Raw genomic sequence first — 17,754 nt, forward strand, 5'->3', positions numbered from 1 at the left:
TTTGGGTAGGCAGAGGGCCGACTGAATTCACTTCCGCAGCCACCGACGGCGCCACCAGGCGCTAAAGTTGAAAACGCCGGCTGAGGCGTTCCCGTTAGCCGCTTAACCCGTGCTGGCTCCGCGGGTTCATTACACCTCAGCGAAACAACCAGCCGGCGACCGCCTTCGTGTAGCGCGGCATGACCACGTAGACCATCAGCAACACGATCACCGCGCTACCGGCCATCCGGGCGACGATCGACTCGCCGGGGAAGGGCCACAGGGCGAATACCGGCCCGAGTATCCAAGGCACCAGGACCGACAAGGGAAAGATCGCCGACCACGTCACCAGCCACTGCTTCCATGGCGTGGCGGGCTTGTGCGCAGGAGGCTCGAACCAGAATTCCAGTCCCGTGCGGATCTGGTAGCGATCGCCCTTCGGCAAAAAGGGCTGCATACGCTTCAGGAAATCGCGACGTTCGGCAGACTCCATCCAGCGCGTGAGGTTTTCGAAACCATCAAAGCGAATGATCACTACATAGGTGCGCTGCTTACCGAGCGGCCGGATCACATCGGTGGAAAGATAGCCATCGAAGCGCTCACAAGCCTTTCGGATATCGGCGAGCCATTGCTCGTAGCGCTGCGTCGCTTCTGGAATGATCTCGTGGGTAATGATGCTCGTGACGATGTCGTTGGGCTCGCCGGTCATGATGGACAACGCGCAGGGCGTGATGGGGAGAACGCGATCATCAGATCACATTCCGGCGCGCTCACCAATAGTACAAAGGTGTGCCGCGCCGGCTCGCCGCCAAGCACCCCGCCAATTGGGGTGCCGAACAACCTGCTGGCTTCGTCGGCTCGCGCAAACACCGGCAGCGACCCTCGCACGAGGTGGACCACCAGTTCGTGCCCGGCGCGCGTGCGATAGACATACATATCGGCAGCCGTGAATCGCCGGTTGACGCTCAATCGGGGGAGGGCGCATTCTAACGAGTCGTCCGAGACGCGCGGCCCGGGCGGTTAATACCAAGTGACGATGGCGGCGCCGGCACGGAGCCATTAGTCTGCTTTGTGATCGGCCGTCAGGCGTTGAGGTACAACACCAGACGCCGGCCAGCACCGTCGACACTTCCGTCGCAGATGGCCCGCAGTACCGAGACACTTGGTGCGGCCGCCGCTGTGGCGGCCTTTGATGCAAACGCGGCCCACACTGGTTTCAATTCGAAGCTGCTCTCGCCAGTCCGCCCTTCCTTCCTCGGAGCTCAGACGATGAATACGATCACCACCCAAGACGGCACGCAAATCTTCTACAAGGACTGGGGCAGCGGCAAGCCCGTGGTCTTCTCGCACGGCTGGCCGCTCAACGCCGACGCCTGGGACGCGCAGATGCTCTTCCTGGTGCAGCACGGCTGTCGTGTCATCGCGCACGACCGCCGGGGCCATGGGCGTTCCAGCCAGTCGGCGCATGGCAACGATATGGATACCTACGCAGACGACTTGGCGTCGCTGCTGGACTCGCTCGACATTCAGGGCGCTACGCTGGTCGGTCACTCGACGGGCGGCGGAGAAGTCGCGCACTACATTGGCCGCCACGGCACGCAGCGCGTTGCGCGCGCGGTGTTGATCGGCGCGGTGCCGCCGATCATGGCCAAGTCCGCAGCCTATCCGAACGGCTTGCCGCTTGAGGTGTTCGACAACATCCGCAAGAGCGTGGCAGACAATCGCTCGCAGTTCTACAAGGATCTGGCAGTGCCGTTCTTCGGTTTCAACCGTCCGGATGCCAAGGTTTCGCAGGGCACCGTCGACGCGTTCTGGGCGCAGGGCATGACCGGCAGCATTCTGGGCCAGTATCTGTGCGTCAAGGAATTCTCGGAAGTCGACTACACGGAAGATCTGAAGAAAATGACGATCCCGACGCTGATCCTGCACGGCGACGACGACCAGATCGTCCCGATCGGCAATGCCGCCGAGCTGTCGGTCAAGATCGCCCCAACGCCAAGCTCAAGGTGTACAAGGGGGCTTCCCACGGCATGTGCGTGATCAACGCCGATCAGGTCAACGCCGACCTGCTGACCTTCATCAACCCGTGAGCATGCTGAACGTTTTCATCAGCATGTGATAACCGAGGTGCTCCATGACTCCCCTCCCGTCGTCGCCGGATGCTTCATCTGCGATCGCTCGCAAGACGCGTTCGCTACCAAGCTGGATCTACTGGCTCGCGCTGTTGCTATTGTGTAGCGCTTACCTGCAAGGCGGCATCGACAAGGCGATGGATTTCCCGGGCGCCATCGCCGAGATGCGGCACTTCGGCTTGTCGCCAGCCGCGCCGATGGCACTGGCCGTTATCGTGCTTGAGATCGGCGCGTCACTGTTGATCCTGACGGGCCGGTGGCGGTGGTTGGGGGCGTTGGCGTTGGCCGGCTTTACGCTGGCGGCGTCGTGTCTCGCCAACCGGTTCTGGGCCGCGCCTCCCGAGGCGCGGCTGATGCTTGCCAACGGCTTTTTCGAGCATCTCGGACTGGTGGGCGGATTCGTCGCCGTCGCTTGGTATGACCTGAGCGCAAACGTTTGCCGAAGCGCATGACGAAACGCGCTCGCGCGTCTCACTTCACGTGAGTGGCCTGGCTGCGGGCGCATGTATGGCGATCTCGGCATGTGTTCCTCGGGGTCGGCGCCTGTCGGGTGCTCGACAAAGGCTATTGCCGTATCCCAATGGGCAGGTGCAGCCCAACGCGCACTAGGGGGGCGCCTGCCGAGCGGCCCCCATCAATGGCCTTCACTGCGCCGCCCGCCGCACAAGTTTCGTGGCCCGCCTGACCCACATCCGGTCAAGTGCCCAGACCGCGAGCATCGTCGCGCCCATCAGCGGAAACACGACGCCCAACGCGACCAGGGACACAATCCAGCCACGCATGGGAACGCGCGTCGGCATTCGCGCGGGCGCGCCCAGCGAGCGAGACGGGCGGCGTATCCACCACATCGCGGCGCCTGTGGCCGCCATTGCGAAGAGCCCCATCGAAATCAGCGCGCATAGCCATTGATTTGCGGCGCCGAAGTATCGGCCCATGTGCAGCGACGTGCCATACGAGATCGCCTGCGCGACGCCACCATAGGCGTCGTAATCGATGTCGCGCAGCACCGTACCGCTGTACTGGTCGATGTGCAGGGTGCGTTCGTCGCGCGGATCAGGTGGGAAGTAAGAAACGGTGTAGACACCATCGGCGCGCGACGGAACGACCAGGCTGTATCCGGTGCTCACGCCCTTGCTTGCCGCAATTTCCATCACGCGGTCGATGGGCAGCGCACCCTGAGCGTCAAGTTGAGCGATCGTCAGCCCCTTCGTGCGGCCACTGCCACCGTGCGCGGCATGTTCGTCGGCGGCGCTTGCGCCGCCGGCTTGAGACGAGGTGCCCATGCCTTTCATTTCGGCCCGCTCTGGATCGCCGTGATCGCCGTGCATGTCGCTCATCTCGTGCGCTGGCACCTTCGAATTGGGCACCGTCGTGTCGCCCACGGCCCACGGCATTTGAGCGATCGGTAGATCATCCATCTTTGTCGGCATGCGCGAGCGTACCGGCGCTTCTCCCCACGCGCCGGCAGGATAGCCCATGCCCGCTTGCGTCGCGATCGCCTTGAACTGCTTGCCCCACGAGCCCGACCAAGGCAACCCGGTGAGCACGAATGCCAGTCCGCCCGCCGCGAGCCAAAGGCCCGCGACGCCATGCAGATTGCGCAGCAAAGGCCGGCCACGCAACTGAAGCCGCGGTTTGAGCGCACCCGCCCATGTCGCGTTGCCGCGCGGCCACCACAGCGCCACGCCGGTCACCACCATGACCAGTGTCCAGCACCCGGCCAGCTCCATGAGCAGTTCCCCGGGTTTGCCGAGCATCATCGCGCGATGCAACTGACGCACTTGCTTCATCAGCCGATGCTCGACGCTGAGCGTGCCTAGCACCTCGCCCGAATACGGGTTGACGTACACACTCTCGCGCTCGCCGTCGGGTAGGCGGAAAATGAATTCCGCGCTTCGTGCCGGGTCGCGATTCACCTCGACCGAACTGATCGTGGCGCCCCGCGCCAGCGATGCCGCGGCACGGTTCATCAGCGCTTGCTCGGTCATACGAGGTGCCTGCGACGCGGCAACGACCATACGGTCGTGATAGAGCCACGGTTCAATCTGTGGTTGAAAGACGTAGATCGTTCCCGTGACGGCCAACACCATGAGCCAGGGCATGACGAACAGCCCGGCATAGAAGTGCCAGCGCCACAGCGTGCGATAGCGGCCGGCGGCCTGATTGGGCGGCACGTCGCGCATCGCCGTGAAAGATATCCCCATGATTCGTGATCTCCTTGGCCTGCGATTCAGATGGCGAACTTGCCTTCGATGAAGAAAGTGCGGCCAGCGTAGGGGTGATAGACGAAGTAGCGCGTGTCGAACAGGTTATCCACGCCGATACCGATCTGCGTGCGCGCAGTCGGCTTGTAGGTGAACTTCGCATCGACGACGGTGTAGGTGCTCGTGCCGCCGAACGTGTTCGGATTGTTGTCGGTATTGGTCAGCGTGTTGTACTGACGGCCCGAGTAACGAATCGCGCCGGTCACTGCCGTCTTCGCATTGAAGCGGTAGGTCGCCACCAGATTCGCGCGCCACAGCGGAATCCGATAGAAATACTTGCCGACGGAAGCCGGATTATTCGTATTCGCCATGATCTTTGACTGCGTGTACGTCAGGCCGGCTGCGATGTCGAGGCCTTGAAAGAGGACGTCCTGACCGTCGAAAGCCGTATCGATACCGCGCGAGCGAACCTTGTCGATGTTCTGGAAGTTCGTGACGTTGGGGAACACGGTCGTATTTGTCTGACTGAAGATCGTGTTTTTTACGTCGTCCTGGAACAGCGAGACGCGCACCTTGCCGACCTCTAGTTGCCACTCGGCGCTCAACTCCTTCGCGAGATCGTCTTCTGGGCGCAGTCCCGGGTTGTTGTTGACGATGTTCGTGCCGGTGATCGAGCCCTGGAAGAGCTCGGAGACGGTCGGGAACCGGTAGGCGCGTGCGATGGATGCGCGCAGCGTCAGGTCCTGCGTCGCCGCGAACGCTAGCGACAGCTTTGGCGAAAAGTGGCTGTCGGACGATCCCACATACGGCAGCGTCATGCCGCCGAGCGTGCGCGCGCCCGAATAGGCGCGCCAATCTTCGTAACGCAGGCCGGTTGTGAGTCTCCAGCGCGGCAGGAACTGCCATGCATCCTGGGCGTACAGTGCTTGCGTGAGCGTATTGCCGCCGAACGCATTGGCGAGCGACGTATCGCTTCCGTCGACCCATGCCGCCGTATTGAACGTGCGGTTATCGAGGAAATACGTGTCGAAGTGATAACCGAACGCCAGCCAATGCGCGCCCGCCCCGACCTGGGCGGGCGTATAGGTGCTGCGCAGGTCAATCGACTTCCAGCCCGTACCGTCGCCATACGTTACCGTCCCCGGTCCGTTGCCGGGCGCTCCGGTGCTGGCCGTGCGGGCCTCGCTTTGCGAAATATCGAAGTACGACGCGATGGCTTCCCAATTCCAGCCGGATTTGTGGCGTGTCTTGAGCGACAGGCCGTAAAGCAGGTTCTCGCTCACGCCCTGACTCAGCGCAAATGCCGATGCCGGAATGACATATTGGTAGCCATTGATGTTGACCGCCCCTGAATACACCGGATTGCCGTTCGCGTCGCGCAGGAACGTGCTCGTCTGACTGTTGTAGTTCTGATGCCAGTAGCCAAAGCTGAAGCCGCCTTGCAGCGTCGGCGTGAAATCGTAGGTGGCCTTGAGCTTGAGCTGGTCTTGCGTCACACGCTCGATGCCTTCTCCGTTCACGCCCATCACCACACCCGGCACGCCGTTCTGGTCGCGATAGGAATACGCGCCGCTCACGACCTTGGCGCTTGCCGTGGCAGGCGTGGTCGATTGCGACGCCGCGTAGAACTGGAGCGGTTGTCCCGTGTTCTCCATGTGGTCCACGCCCACCAGCAGCGACAGATTGCCGAACTTGTCGCCAACGCTCGCACTCACGTTGCTGCCGTTGAAGCTTCGGTTCACCCCGAACAGGTCGAAGTGCTGGGTGAATCCCTGAACCTTCGCGTCGGTCACGAACTGCTCCGGCATGCGGGTCGTGATGAGCACTGTCGCGCCGATGGCGTTGCCCGGATAGAGCGCCGAGAACGGCCCGTAAATGACATCGACTTGATCGATCTCCTCCGGAAACACCATCGACCAACGTGGCGCGAATGTCCAGGTGTTGCCAAGGAAGTTGCTCAGCAGCAGACCGTCGGCGTAGACAAGGCCGCGAGCCGTTTGCGAGTTGCTCGTCCCACGCACGGCGATGGTGGAATTCAGATCGCCGATGAACCGGCGTCGAACGGCCATGCCGGGGACATATCGCAAGGCGTCTTCGGTCGTCTCGACGTTCTGGTACTGCAGTTGGTCCGCGGTGACCGTGGCGCTCGAGGCGGGCAAGTTCGGATCGAGTACGTGCTTGGGCGTGCGCTCGGCGGAGACCGCGACGGATGTCGGCGCGAGTTCGACGGCGGACGGTTGAGTGGTGTCGTCGGCGTACGCGACGGCCGGCAGCATGGCGGCCAGCGCGAGCGCCAGCGGCGTCTTGCGCGCAAAGGGGGAGAGCATGGATTTTCCTGACTGCGATGAGCGAATGACGACCGGCAGGCCAATGCAGTGCAATGGCTTGCCGGGCACGAAAAGGCGTCAATCAGGAACGGTGGGGCGGGGCCCGGGCGGGCGGAATGTAGGCGAGCGGACGGAGTTGCGGCGAGACGGTCGACGTCGGACCGGCCCGGGCGATCCAGACAAACGACACCGCACTGGCGTGCGGCGGCATGACCAACGGCGGATGGTTCGCAAGTAACGAGCAATAGCCGCAGGCGTCACCGTGCCCGCCATGATCGGCGGCCGGTGCGTGACGCATGTCCGCGTGCGAATCGTCGTGCGCGATGGTTGGTACGGCCGACGGCGTCAATCCGTCTGCCGTACAAAAGGTTGCGTCGATCTGCGAAACGCTGGCGCGGTGCGCGGCCAGCCACTGGCTCACGATCGGTGCGCAAAGCGCCAGGCACATGGCGGTCAAGCCAAGCCATGCGCTGAAACGTTTGCGTGAGCGAGTGAGCATCGTTGTGAAAGGCCGATTTTCGGTCCGCCGGGATGGCCGAATCTGGAATTCGCCAGGATCGTATCACGAATGCGTCGCATTCGCTAAATGGTGGGCCTCCGATATATCAAACGCCGCTTCGCCGCTTGTCCGCCGTCCACACCCAACGTGGCGACGACGAATTTCATGAGGTCTTGCGTCGCTTGCGTGTGGGCGTGGAGGGCGCCAGCCGGACGTCATCCGCTGCCAGCCTCGCCGCCAACGCGTCGCGCATCAACGCGACTGGGCGAGCAAGCCGGCTCGGCAACGCGCCGTGCACGAGCCAGACGTTCAGCCCGCTTCGGAACTCAGGCACGTCGAGGACTTGCAGCGCCTGGGCATGCGCACTGCGGGCAAGGACTTCGGGGGTGGCCAGTCCTACGCCGAGGCCGCGCGCAACCAGCGACAACTGCAACTCCGAGCCGAACGCTTCCACCGCGACGTTGAACGGCAGTCCGGCCATCGCCATCGCTCTGCCAAGTCCCGAGCGCATGCCGCAGCCATCCTGATTCAGAACCCACGGATGATTCGCAAGATCGGCGAGCGTGGCCGGCTTGTCGGCCAGCCCGAAGGCGCTGGGCGCGACGACCACCATGGGCTTGCGCGAGAGAAGCGTCGACGTCACGCCTTCGGGCAACGCAACGCTCTCCGGCAGTAGCACGACGGCGGCATCCACCTTTGCCTGCTCGAGACTTTGCAACAGTCCCGGCGACCATGCCGCCGTTACGCGAAGCGTCAGCTTCGGGAAAGTGTTGCGAAGAAAGTCGATGGGTTGTTCCAGCGCAAGCTCGGAGAGAAATGGCGGCACGCCAATACGGAATTCGCCCGACGGCTCCGTATCGGGCGAGGCAACCGCTTTCAAGTCGTCGACCGCGCGCAACACCGTGCGGGCCAATCCGTACACCTCGCGTCCGGCAGGCGTCGGTTTTAGCGGCTTGCTATGCCGGTCAAGCAACTCGATGCCCAGCATCTTCTCCAGATTCTGGACGCGTCGCGTGAGACCCGGTTGCGTGAGGAAGAGCTTCTCCGACGCCTGTGCCATCGATTCGCTTTCAACCACGGCGACGAAAGCCTGCAAGTCATGTGTGTTCAAAACAAACTCGCATAATGAATATAAACATAATTCAATTGTGGCATGACGCACCGGTTTCTACAATCGGCCGAACCGTCACGCCTTGTGACCTTCAGTCATTCATCGGAATCGAAACATGACTCAGCCGGCTTCCCCCTGTTCGCGCGATGCCGTCGCCGCGCCCATGCCACCATCGCCACCATCGCCAGCGACGCCAGCGACGCCTGCCACGTTGACCACGCCGTTGACCGTATTCTTTGCCGCCGCGGTCGGCATCGTCGTCGTGAATCTGTCGGCAGCGCAACCGCTGACCGGGCCTGTCGGTCGGGCGCTGAAGCTGCCCACGGAGCTTGCCGGTCTGATCGCAATGCTGCCGCAGCTCGGCTACGCGGCGGGTTTGCTACTGCTCGTGCCGCTGTGCGATCTGGTCGAAAATCGCAGGCTCATCTTTCGGACGCTCGCCTGCTGCGCCGCGTTTCTTGCGCTCGCCTCGTTCGCGCATTCGGGCGGCGTGTTTCTCGTGTCGGTGTTCCTGGCGGGCGCGACGTCGAGTGTGATCCAGATGCTCGTGCCGATGGCTGCGTCGATGGCCCCTGAGAGCCGTCGAGGGCGGGCCGTCGGAAACGTGATGAGCGGACTGATGCTGGGCATTTTGCTGTCGCGTCCGCTCGCGAGTCTGATCGCCGGCGAGTGGGGCTGGCGCGCATTCTATGGCGTTGCGGCGTTGGCCAACGCGTTGCTTGCGATCGTTCTGTACGCCCGGTTACCGAACCGCAAACCGCAGGCCGGGGCACGTTACCCGGCGTTGCTTCGCTCGCTCTGGACGCTTTTGCGCACAGAGCCGGTCCTGCAACGGCGCGCCATGCAGGCGGCGCTCGCGCTCGGCGCATTCAGCGCGTTCTGGACGGCTATCGCACTCCTGCTCGCGCAACCGCCGTTTTCGCTTGGAATGCAGGGCATCGCGGGCTTCGCACTGGCTGGCGCCACGGGCGCCATCGTGACACCGCTCGCCGGATATCTGGGGGACCGTGGGCAGGGCCGCACGACGCAGTTCGTCGCCCATCTCGCGATGATTGTCGCTGTGCTGATGCTTGGCGCTGCGGGCGCCGGATGGGGCGGGTTCTCGCCAACGATGCACCCGGGCCTGGCGCTTGCGCTTCTGGTTGCCGGCGCCGCAACGCTCGACGCCGGCGTCATTACGGACCAGACGCTCGGACGGCGCGCCATCAACCTTATCAATCCGTCGGCGCGTGGCCGGTTGAACGCACTCTTCGTCGGGATCTTCTTCGTCGGCGGCGCGTTTGGCGCGGTGCTCTCGGGGGCCGCGTGGGCGTGGGACGGATGGCGGGGCGTGTGCGTCGTCGCGCTGGGATTCACGGGCGCGTTGTTCGTCCTCGGCTGCGTGGACCGTGCTGCGGGGCATCACTGATCACTGGTGTGTGACGGTGGATGTGCGCGGGGAGGCGTCCACCGGGCATTCGTCGAGTCTGCACCACGGCGTCGACCGTCCGTTTCCGAAGGCGTCTCGAATGCCGGGCGGCCGCCTCAGTTGCGTGGCGTGTCCGTGGCGCGTCAATAACGTAGCCGGCCGGCGCGAGCGTGGCGTCGGTCACGCCAATGCGCCATGTCGCGACGCACTGTGTGAGTCCCCCCGCACACGGACACGCCCAGGCCATAGACGACGGCCGGACCCGTCGCGCGCATCCGGCGTGGAACGACTTCGGTGATCATGGGCACCGAAATGAACACCGTCGGCATTGTCAGCACTACCGCCACGACGAGAAGTCGCGCAGTGTCAGGCACCGCCGTCAGCCACATCGATGGCGGCCCGGGAGGCACCGCCAAATTTCCGCGTCAACCTCTGGTTGACACCCATGTCAGGCCAGCCGATGATGCAAGGTCATCGCCATTGGCGGCTCCCCGCCTCGGGCAGGCCCGTCCTACCGGCTCCTGAACGACGATGGCAGCGGTTGCGGGCGAGCGCGATGCCCATCCGGTCAATTTCGTCAATCCTCCCATAACTGTCTGGGGGACGCTTATGGGACGGTTGCCCTTTAAAGTCCGTGGCTGTGATGAGGTGACACCGGATTTCGGAGCGCTGGGCAGTCCAAATGCCACAATCGGCATGCGCACAGACCTTCGCGGGAAGGACGAATCGGGTCATCTGGAAATCCGTCGCTCAGTTCAAGCCACATGATCGTCCAGGTTCGAATCGCAGACATCGTGCTTGAGTGCGTGTATCAGACATCATCCCGTCGTAGATTGCGCTATTGACGCGTACGTGCGACATCGGTCACCGCCCCGGGGGGGGAACTGCGGCCAACGTACCACCACGAACTTTCCTGTCCGACGGTTTCGCCGTGCGGCGGGGAGACTCCGAAGATTGATCAGTGCGTGAGACGCGTGATAGGGTCGAACGCAAATCATTGATTGCACACACGCTAATGGCATCGAAGGGACAAGCATTCGCGGCGGAGACAGGGAATTTCCGCGGCGTTTTGGGGAATCGGGGAAGTCGTGATGTGTTCGGCCGTTGGTGGCGCCGCACGCGCGGTCTGGTCACCGGTTCGCTGCGGTCGTTCGTCATGCTCACGACGATGATCCCGGCCGGCATGGCCCTGGCCGCAGCACCATCGGTAGCGCCGACAATGCCCGCCGCCGCGGCCATGGCGCCGTTGTCGTCCGCCGTGCCCGACATAGCGCTCTATTATGGTCGCGACCTGCCGGTCGACGCGCTGCAGTCCTTCGATTGGGTCGTCATCGACCCGACACAAACTTCGCTGCCCGACGCATCGCTAACCTCGCATACCACCTGGTTCGCACGCCTGGATGCGCGCGACACCGCGCAAACGCCAGAGGCGTTTGTCGACGCGCGCGTCGCGCCGCTCTGGGCGCAAGGCTATCGTAATTTCCTGATCGACGACGGTACCCCGCTCGCGGCCGATGCCGAGAGCGACGCGCGCATGGCCGCGCGCGTGAAAGCGGTGCGCGCCCGTTATGCCGATGCGCGTCTCGTACTGCGAAACCATTTGGGCTTGGCGGCGTCTCTGGCCCCCGCGCTTGCCGGTGTTCTGGCCGACGGACTGTTGCATCGATACGACGCGCGGGCGATGATTTTCGTTGACACGCCGGCCGACGCGCGCCAATCCGCGCTCGATCAACTGAAAGCGTTGCGCGAGCAATCCCATCTTCCGACGTTTGCGATGGACTACTGCGCGAGCGCGGATGTGGCCTGCCGCCGCGACACGGCGCGCACGCTCAATCAGACAGGCGTGCGTGCGTTCGTCACCGATCCGGACGTTGAGACGGTCGGTGTTGGCCGCATCGAAGTGATGCCGCGCAAAGTGCTGATGGTGCAGGCGCCGGGCGACGGCGAACCGATCGACCTGACGACGGGTGCGCGCGATATTTCCATGCCGCTGAACTACCTCGGTTACGACGTGCAATACGTCAATGTGAACAAGGGCCCGATGCCGGCCAATGTGCGCAGCGACCGCTATGCGGGCATTGTCGTATCCATCGATCGCAATGTGAACAATGCCGGCGCGTGGCGACGCTGGCTGCTGGCCCGAATTCATGACGGCATGCGCGTGGCGGTGATCGGACAGTTCGGTTTCCCGATCGATCAGCAGACGGCTCAGGTGCTGGGCCTCGAACGTGTGGCGGGCACCGTGCCCGGCTCGGTGGTGCCGAGCGTGGTGAGCAAGGCGCCGATGATGGGCTTCGAGATCATGCCGACGCCCGACGTGCGCGACGCCCTCGGTGTGCGCGTGGGGCCGACCGGCCAGCCGCTGCTGCGTCTGCAAGCGGGCACCTACACCTACGACATGGCCGGCATGTTGCCGTGGGGCGGCTATACGCTCAACCCCTATGGGGTGACGTCGCTGTCCGGCATCGGGCAGGAGCGCTGGGCGATCCAGCCGATCGACTTCCTGCGTCAGGCGCTGGCGCTGCCGCAGATGCCGGTGCCCGACGTGACCACCGAGAACGGCCGCCGACTGATGTTCGTACACGTCGACGGCGACGGCTTTGCCTCGCGCGCGGAATTCCCGGGCGTCGACTATGGCGCGATGGCGCTGTATGAACAGATCTACACGAAGTATCCTGTGCCCACGACGCTGTCGGTGATCGAGGGCGAGGTCGGTGCGAAGGGGATGTATCCGAAGATTTCGCCGCGTCTCGAAGAGATTGCTCGCAAGATGTTCGCACTGCCGAACGTCGAGATCGGCACGCACACCTTCTCGCACCCGTTTAATCTGGAGCAGATCAACCAGACTACCGGCGAGCGAATCACCGGCAAGGCGAACAAGGAGTGGGGCGGAGACGATGCCTTCTCGCTCGACATCCCCAACTACAAGTTCAACCTCGATCGTGAGATCCAGGGATCGATCGACTACATCAACGGGCGTCTTGCGCCCCCGGGCAAGAAGGTCGTGGTGCTGCAATGGCCGGGCGATGCGCAGGCCCCCGCGATTGCGATTCGCAAGGCATGGGCCGCGGGCGTGCTGTCGATCAACGGCGGCGACACGATCATCACGAAGACGAACAACAGCTGGACCAACATCGCACCGTACGGCGTAGAGAAGGGCAGCCTGCCGACCGAGTTCCAGGTGTATGCCGCCGTGATGGACGAAAACGTCTACACGAACGACTGGCTCGGGCCCTACTACGGCTACACGCGCGTGCTCGAAACGTTCGCCATGACCGACAAGCCGATTCGCTTCAAGGCGGTGAACCTGTACTACCACATGTACTCGGGCACGAAGGTCGCATCGCTCAATGCGCTCAAGGAAGTCTATAACGCGGTGCTCAAGCAGCCCGTGTTCCCGATCTTCACCACGGAATACATCCGCCGCGTGCTGGACTGGCGTCGCGTGGCCGTGGCGCGCGAGGTGACCGCGGACGGCGCCACGCGCTGGCGCGTGCGCAGCGGTGCCGATTTGCGCGAAATGCGCTGGCCGGGCGAGGGTGTGCCGGTCATGGGGACGTCCGATGACGTCGCCGGTTATCTGCCGGGGCCGGGCGGGCTGTACATCCACATGGGGGGCGACACCGCCGAGTTCTCGATCGCCCCGAAGGGCGCCGAGCGCACGCCGCACATCGACGAAGCCGCTGGGTTCATCCGCGACTTCCAGCGCACCGGGCGCAATCTGTCGTTCCGCTTTGGCGGCTACTACAAGCCGTTCGTGAGCGTGGTCAATGCCGCCGGTTGCCGCATCAGCGTCGACGGTGTGGCCAAGGGGCGCGCCGATGGCGCGGGTCGCCTGCGCGCCGAGGTCTCCGGCGTTGCCGAGAAGCCGGTCGTCATGCATACCGTGGGGGTCGACTGTGACTGATGCCGTTCGCCCCGATCCCGACAGGATTGCCGACGCAGTGACTGGAAAGCCGTTCGACAAGCGCGAACGGCTGAGCGCGCCGTGGCTGACGGTCGCGATCGGCGCAGGCATCGTGCTCGCGCTTGCCGCGGCCCACCCGAGCGACGACGACCAGACGCGCGCGCTCGCCGCGCAACCGCCGAGCGAACTCTCGGTGGCCTACCTCGAAGCGTGGCTGCGCATTGAACCCGGCGCGCCCCGTTATCTCGATCTGCTCGGCCAACAATATCTGGGGCTGGGCCGTTGGGACGACGCAATGGGCGTTGCGAAGACGCTGCGCGGCATGTCCGACGAGCCAGACCGCCGTCGCGGCATTCTGCTCGCGCTGGCGGCCACGGAGCAGCGGGCGTACGAAGTGCCCGCCGACGATCCGCGTCGCGCCGAGCGCATGGCGCGATACGTGGAACTGCTTGACGCAACGTCGCAGTACCAGTGGGACGTGCCGACGCTGCGTATGCTGGCGGAAAAGGCCCGGCTGGCGGGTGCCCAGAATTTGATGCTGCGCGACTATCGCCTGCTGGCGGCCGCCGATGCCAAGAACGCCGCGCAATGGCAGGAGAAGCTGGCGGACGCCGCCTTCGCTCACGCCGCGTATGACGATGCCGCCAATGCCTATTTCGCCGCACAAGACGCGGCAACCACGCGCGACGATCGCCGTCGCCTGTTCCTCGCGGGCATCCGCGTGCTCGTGTCGGCGAACCAGATTTCGCGCGCATGCGCGGAAGGCGAGAAACGCGTGGGTGAACTGGTCAACGATCCGGTAACCCTGCGATATCTGCTCGATGTCGCTCGTCAGGCGGGCCGCCCGGACCTGATGACGAAGTACGCGCGGGCACTCACGCAACTGTCGAGCCTGGTGCCGCAGTCGCGTGGGGCGCATGTGCAGCTCGCCGGCTGGTTGCCGGGGGTGACCGCCGACGGCCGCGGGCTCGACGGCGCCGGTCGTGCGCATCTGCGCTATCTCGATGGCCCGGAAGGCGTGCGCGCACGCGAGCGCATGGACGCGTATCGCATCGTTCGTGTCGCCGATGTGGGCTTGGCCCGCGGCGCGAGTGCGGCGGATGCCGCATCGGACGCATCCACGAAAGCAACGAAAGCAACGAAGGCGGCGAACGCGGACAAGACGTTCAAGCCGGACGCTCCTGGGAAATTCGATTGGGAAGCCGGTACGGCAGCCGCGAAGCCGTCCGAGAGCGGTGCCAATGTCAACGGCGTGACGGCGAACGATTACGACGTGGCCTTCAAGGCGTTTGTCGAAGCAGGTCAGCTCGACGACGCCGAGAAGCTCGCGCAGCAGGCGCTGCAGCGCAAGCTCGATCCGCTCATCTGGACTCGCCGTCTCGCGCAGGTCGCGCAATGGAACGGGCACCCCTCGGTCGCGCTCACTTACTGGCGCAAGTACGCGGACGCCACGGGCAACGCCGAAGCATGGCAGAACGTCTATCAGCTCGCGCCGCAGCTCAATGACGATCAGGCCTATCTCGCGGCGCAGATCTTCGAAGCCGAGCGTCAGCCGAGCGATCTCAAGCTCAAGGACGATATCGTCAATACCTACGAACGTCTCGGCCGCCCCGACGAGGCGCTGACGTATCTCAAGCGTCACGCGGCGGGCAATCAGCGCCGCGCGCTGCTGGAGCGCGAGGGCGACGTCGCCCAGCGCGTTGGGCAGGACGCCGAGGCGCTGGCGACGTTCGAGACGCTGCAAAAGGAATTCGGTCCGTCGCCGGACTATGCGCTGCGCATTGCCAGCCTGATGTATCAAAAGGGCCAGGTGAAGCCGGCGCTGGCCGAGCTGCGCAAGGTGCGCGACATCGCCGGAACGCTGCCGGAAGACGCGCGCTACTGGCGCACGTACGCCGAAGTGGCACGCCTGGCGCAAAGCGACGAAGATGCCAACTACGCGTATCCGCGTCTGTTGCGCACGGGCAAGGCCGAGGCGCTCGACCTCAATGCGATGACCTACTTCTATCAGGGGTATCCGCTTGATGCCGGCCGCACGGCCGAAGCGGAATTCCGGCAGAACGATTCGGATCTTGCGCTCCAGTCGGCCATCTACTTCTACACGACGGCCCGCGCCTATGATCGGGTGCAGGCCCTGCTCGACGGTCTCGACGCCGAGCAGCGCGATCGCTTCGCCAAGTCGAGCGAACTGCTCTCCACCCGCGCGACCTATTATCAGCAGATTCAGCGTTGGGACGCGGCGCTGGCCGATCTGCGTGCGGCATCCCGCCTGGACAATGCGGGTGACGAAGTGCGAGTTGCCTACCTGTGGGCGCTGGTCGACTATGGCAGCGACGACGCGCTCGGCATGGCGCTACATGACTATCGTCCGCTCGTGGCCGGAAACGCCGAATACTGGGGGGCTTACGGGGCCGGTCTGCTGCGCCTGGGCAATGCACGTGAGGCGTTGACGTACTTGCGCCAACAGGCGTCGCTCTCGGACGACGACCCGCTGTGGATGCTCTCGCTCGCCGACGCCGAAGAGGCGGCCGGCGATGCCCATACCGCGTGGCGCATTCGTCGCGGCGCCTGGCGCGATCTGCAAACGCGTGCCCAGACCGGACAACTGCGCATCGCCCCGCGCCGGCGGCCGGGCGCGGTGGTGCAACGCCTTGCGGCGCAGACCTCGGATAACGACGGCGTGCTCGAAGCGCAAGCCGCGCGTGTCACGCTCGCGCAAGTGTTCTCGAATGGCGACACGTCGCGCCAGCTGTTGGCAAATCTGCTGCGCGATGACCGTCGTTCGGCCGACAGCGCCAAGGTCGGCGACTCGCTGCTGGGCGAATCGGCCGAGCTGGCGCCGCTCAAACCTGCCGGCGACGCGACCGACTCGCCGGCGACGCGCGCCCCCGCGTTGCTCTCGCGACAGGCGGTGCTCAGCGCGACCACGCGCGACGTCGGACTGGCGTGGGCGCTGTCCGGCGAACACTTCGATCTGGCCCGTGCCTGGCTGGCACGCGAATACGCAAATCGACTGCTGCGCCCGGCCGATGCGGAGATTGCCCTCGCGCTCGAGAACAACGACCGCGACAAGATGGCGCAACTGCTCGACCGCCGCCAAGGTCGCATGCCGATCGAAAGCGAGGTCGATGCGAACGAACGGCTCGGACGCTCGACCCAGGCCGAGACGCTCGCGTGGCGTGCGGCTGACGGTGCACCGAACAACGACGCCGTGCACACGACATTCACGGACACAATCCTGCGCGATCGATCGAATGCGGGCTTCGATCTCTTCTATTCGCGTCAGGCGCCGCTGAGCTATCTGGAGAGTTCGCTGGTCGGCAGTCTCAACCTCACCAGCCGCATCGGTGTGACGGTCGAGGCGATCCAGCGCAATCAGCGAACCATCGACACGTCGCAGCTTGCCTGGGTGCCGTCGCATGACCGGATCTTCAACTTCACCGTACGCGATCGCACCGTGGCGCGGGATCTGGCGCTCACCGTCGGGCATCGCAGCGAGTTGAACAGCTTCTTCACCGGACTTGCGTCGGCCGCATTCAACCGCAATACGCCCCTGACCACGACTTTCCAGGCGGGCTACAACCAGTTCACCGACATTGCGCCGAACACGCAGGTCGCCGGAACGCGCGACTTCGGCAGTGTGCAGATGCTGTGGGCCGGCGATGGTCGCTGGTACGGTCAGGCGAACGCCGAGTACGACCGTTTTCACGCGCAGGACCGCACGTATCTGGGACGTGGCTGGCGCTTCGGCGGCGAATTGGGGTACAAGCTGCGCATCGACTACCCGGACCTGAACATCAGGCTCGTGGCCGAGCGCGGCATTTATACGCCGGGCACAGCCACCATCCCGTCGCTCGCCGTGCTGCTGCCGACCGGCACCGCGCCGGTGGCCTCGGAGTTCATGCCGATCACGACGACCCAGTACGGTGTCATGGCAGGCTTCGGGCAGGACTACCAGAATGCTTACCGGCGTGCCTGGCGGCCGTATCTCGACGTGGGCTACATTCACGACAGTCAGCAGGGCTGGGGGCCGCAGGTCAACCTGGGCATCGCGGGGTCGGTGCTCGGCAACGATCACGCTCGCGTGTATTACTCGCACGACATCACCAACGGCACCGGTGTTGCCACAACGCAGGTCGGCATCGCGTACCGGCTGTTCTACTGAAATTTCGCATCCGCAAGGGAGA

General features: G+C 64.4%; 9 protein-coding genes and 1 pseudogene. 5 read left to right on the forward strand and 5 right to left on the reverse strand.

Annotated features, from left to right (window positions below; translation table 11 throughout):
- Positions 1-136: 136 nt before the first annotated feature.
- On the reverse strand, positions 137-688 hold the full coding sequence (locus DRB87_RS06290; RefSeq protein ID WP_130025267.1) for an antibiotic biosynthesis monooxygenase: 552 nt from the start codon (positions 686-688) through the stop codon (positions 137-139).
- 560 nt (positions 689-1,248) lie between these two features.
- Between DRB87_RS06290 and DRB87_RS06295 the strand changes: the two are divergent.
- Positions 1,249-2,069 (forward strand): annotated as a pseudogene (locus tag DRB87_RS06295) (alpha/beta fold hydrolase).
- Positions 2,070-2,113: 44 nt separating this feature from the next.
- Complete coding sequence (locus DRB87_RS06300) at positions 2,114-2,563, forward strand: DoxX family protein (protein ID WP_206100073.1); 450 nt, start codon at positions 2,114-2,116, stop codon at positions 2,561-2,563.
- 192 nt (positions 2,564-2,755) lie between these two features.
- On the opposite strand, the gene DRB87_RS06305 is transcribed toward DRB87_RS06300, so the two are convergent.
- The 4 genes from DRB87_RS06305 to DRB87_RS06320 all read right to left on the reverse strand — a co-directional run bounded on the left by DRB87_RS06305 (position 2,756) and on the right by DRB87_RS06320 (position 8,252).
- Complete coding sequence (locus DRB87_RS06305) at positions 2,756-4,315, reverse strand: PepSY domain-containing protein (RefSeq protein WP_240756206.1); 1,560 nt, start codon at positions 4,313-4,315, stop codon at positions 2,756-2,758.
- 26 nt (positions 4,316-4,341) lie between these two features.
- Positions 4,342-6,642: a TonB-dependent receptor gene (locus tag DRB87_RS06310; RefSeq protein WP_130025268.1), complete on the reverse strand. Its 2,301-nt coding sequence runs from the start codon at positions 6,640-6,642 to the stop codon at positions 4,342-4,344.
- An 82-nt stretch (positions 6,643-6,724) separates the two neighbouring features.
- Positions 6,725-7,141, reverse strand: coding sequence for a DUF2946 domain-containing protein (locus DRB87_RS06315; protein WP_130025269.1), 417 nt, complete (start codon positions 7,139-7,141; stop codon positions 6,725-6,727).
- A gap of 163 nt (positions 7,142-7,304) precedes the next feature.
- Positions 7,305-8,252 (reverse strand): LysR family transcriptional regulator, encoded by a 948-nt coding sequence (locus DRB87_RS06320; RefSeq protein WP_130025270.1) that lies wholly within the window; start codon positions 8,250-8,252, stop codon positions 7,305-7,307.
- A gap of 115 nt (positions 8,253-8,367) precedes the next feature.
- On the opposite strand from DRB87_RS06320, the gene DRB87_RS06325 reads away from it, so the two are divergent.
- The 3 genes from DRB87_RS06325 to DRB87_RS06335 all read left to right on the forward strand — a co-directional run bounded on the left by DRB87_RS06325 (position 8,368) and on the right by DRB87_RS06335 (position 17,732).
- Complete coding sequence (locus DRB87_RS06325) at positions 8,368-9,660, forward strand: MFS transporter (RefSeq protein ID WP_130025271.1); 1,293 nt, start codon at positions 8,368-8,370, stop codon at positions 9,658-9,660.
- Positions 9,661-10,753: 1,093 nt separating this feature from the next.
- Positions 10,754-13,567: a sugar ABC transporter gene (locus DRB87_RS06330; RefSeq protein ID WP_130025272.1), complete on the forward strand. Its 2,814-nt coding sequence runs from the start codon at positions 10,754-10,756 to the stop codon at positions 13,565-13,567.
- Positions 13,568-13,604: 37 nt separating this feature from the next.
- Positions 13,605-17,732 carry a tetratricopeptide repeat protein gene (locus tag DRB87_RS06335; protein ID WP_130025273.1) on the forward strand — a complete coding sequence of 1,376 codons (4,128 nt, stop codon included), beginning with the start codon at positions 13,605-13,607 and terminating at the stop codon, positions 17,730-17,732.
- Positions 17,733-17,754: the final 22 nt, after the last annotated feature.

Source organism: Pandoraea sp. XY-2 (genome assembly GCF_004193915.1).
Classification (GTDB): Bacteria; Pseudomonadota; Gammaproteobacteria; order Burkholderiales; family Burkholderiaceae; genus Pandoraea; species Pandoraea cepalis.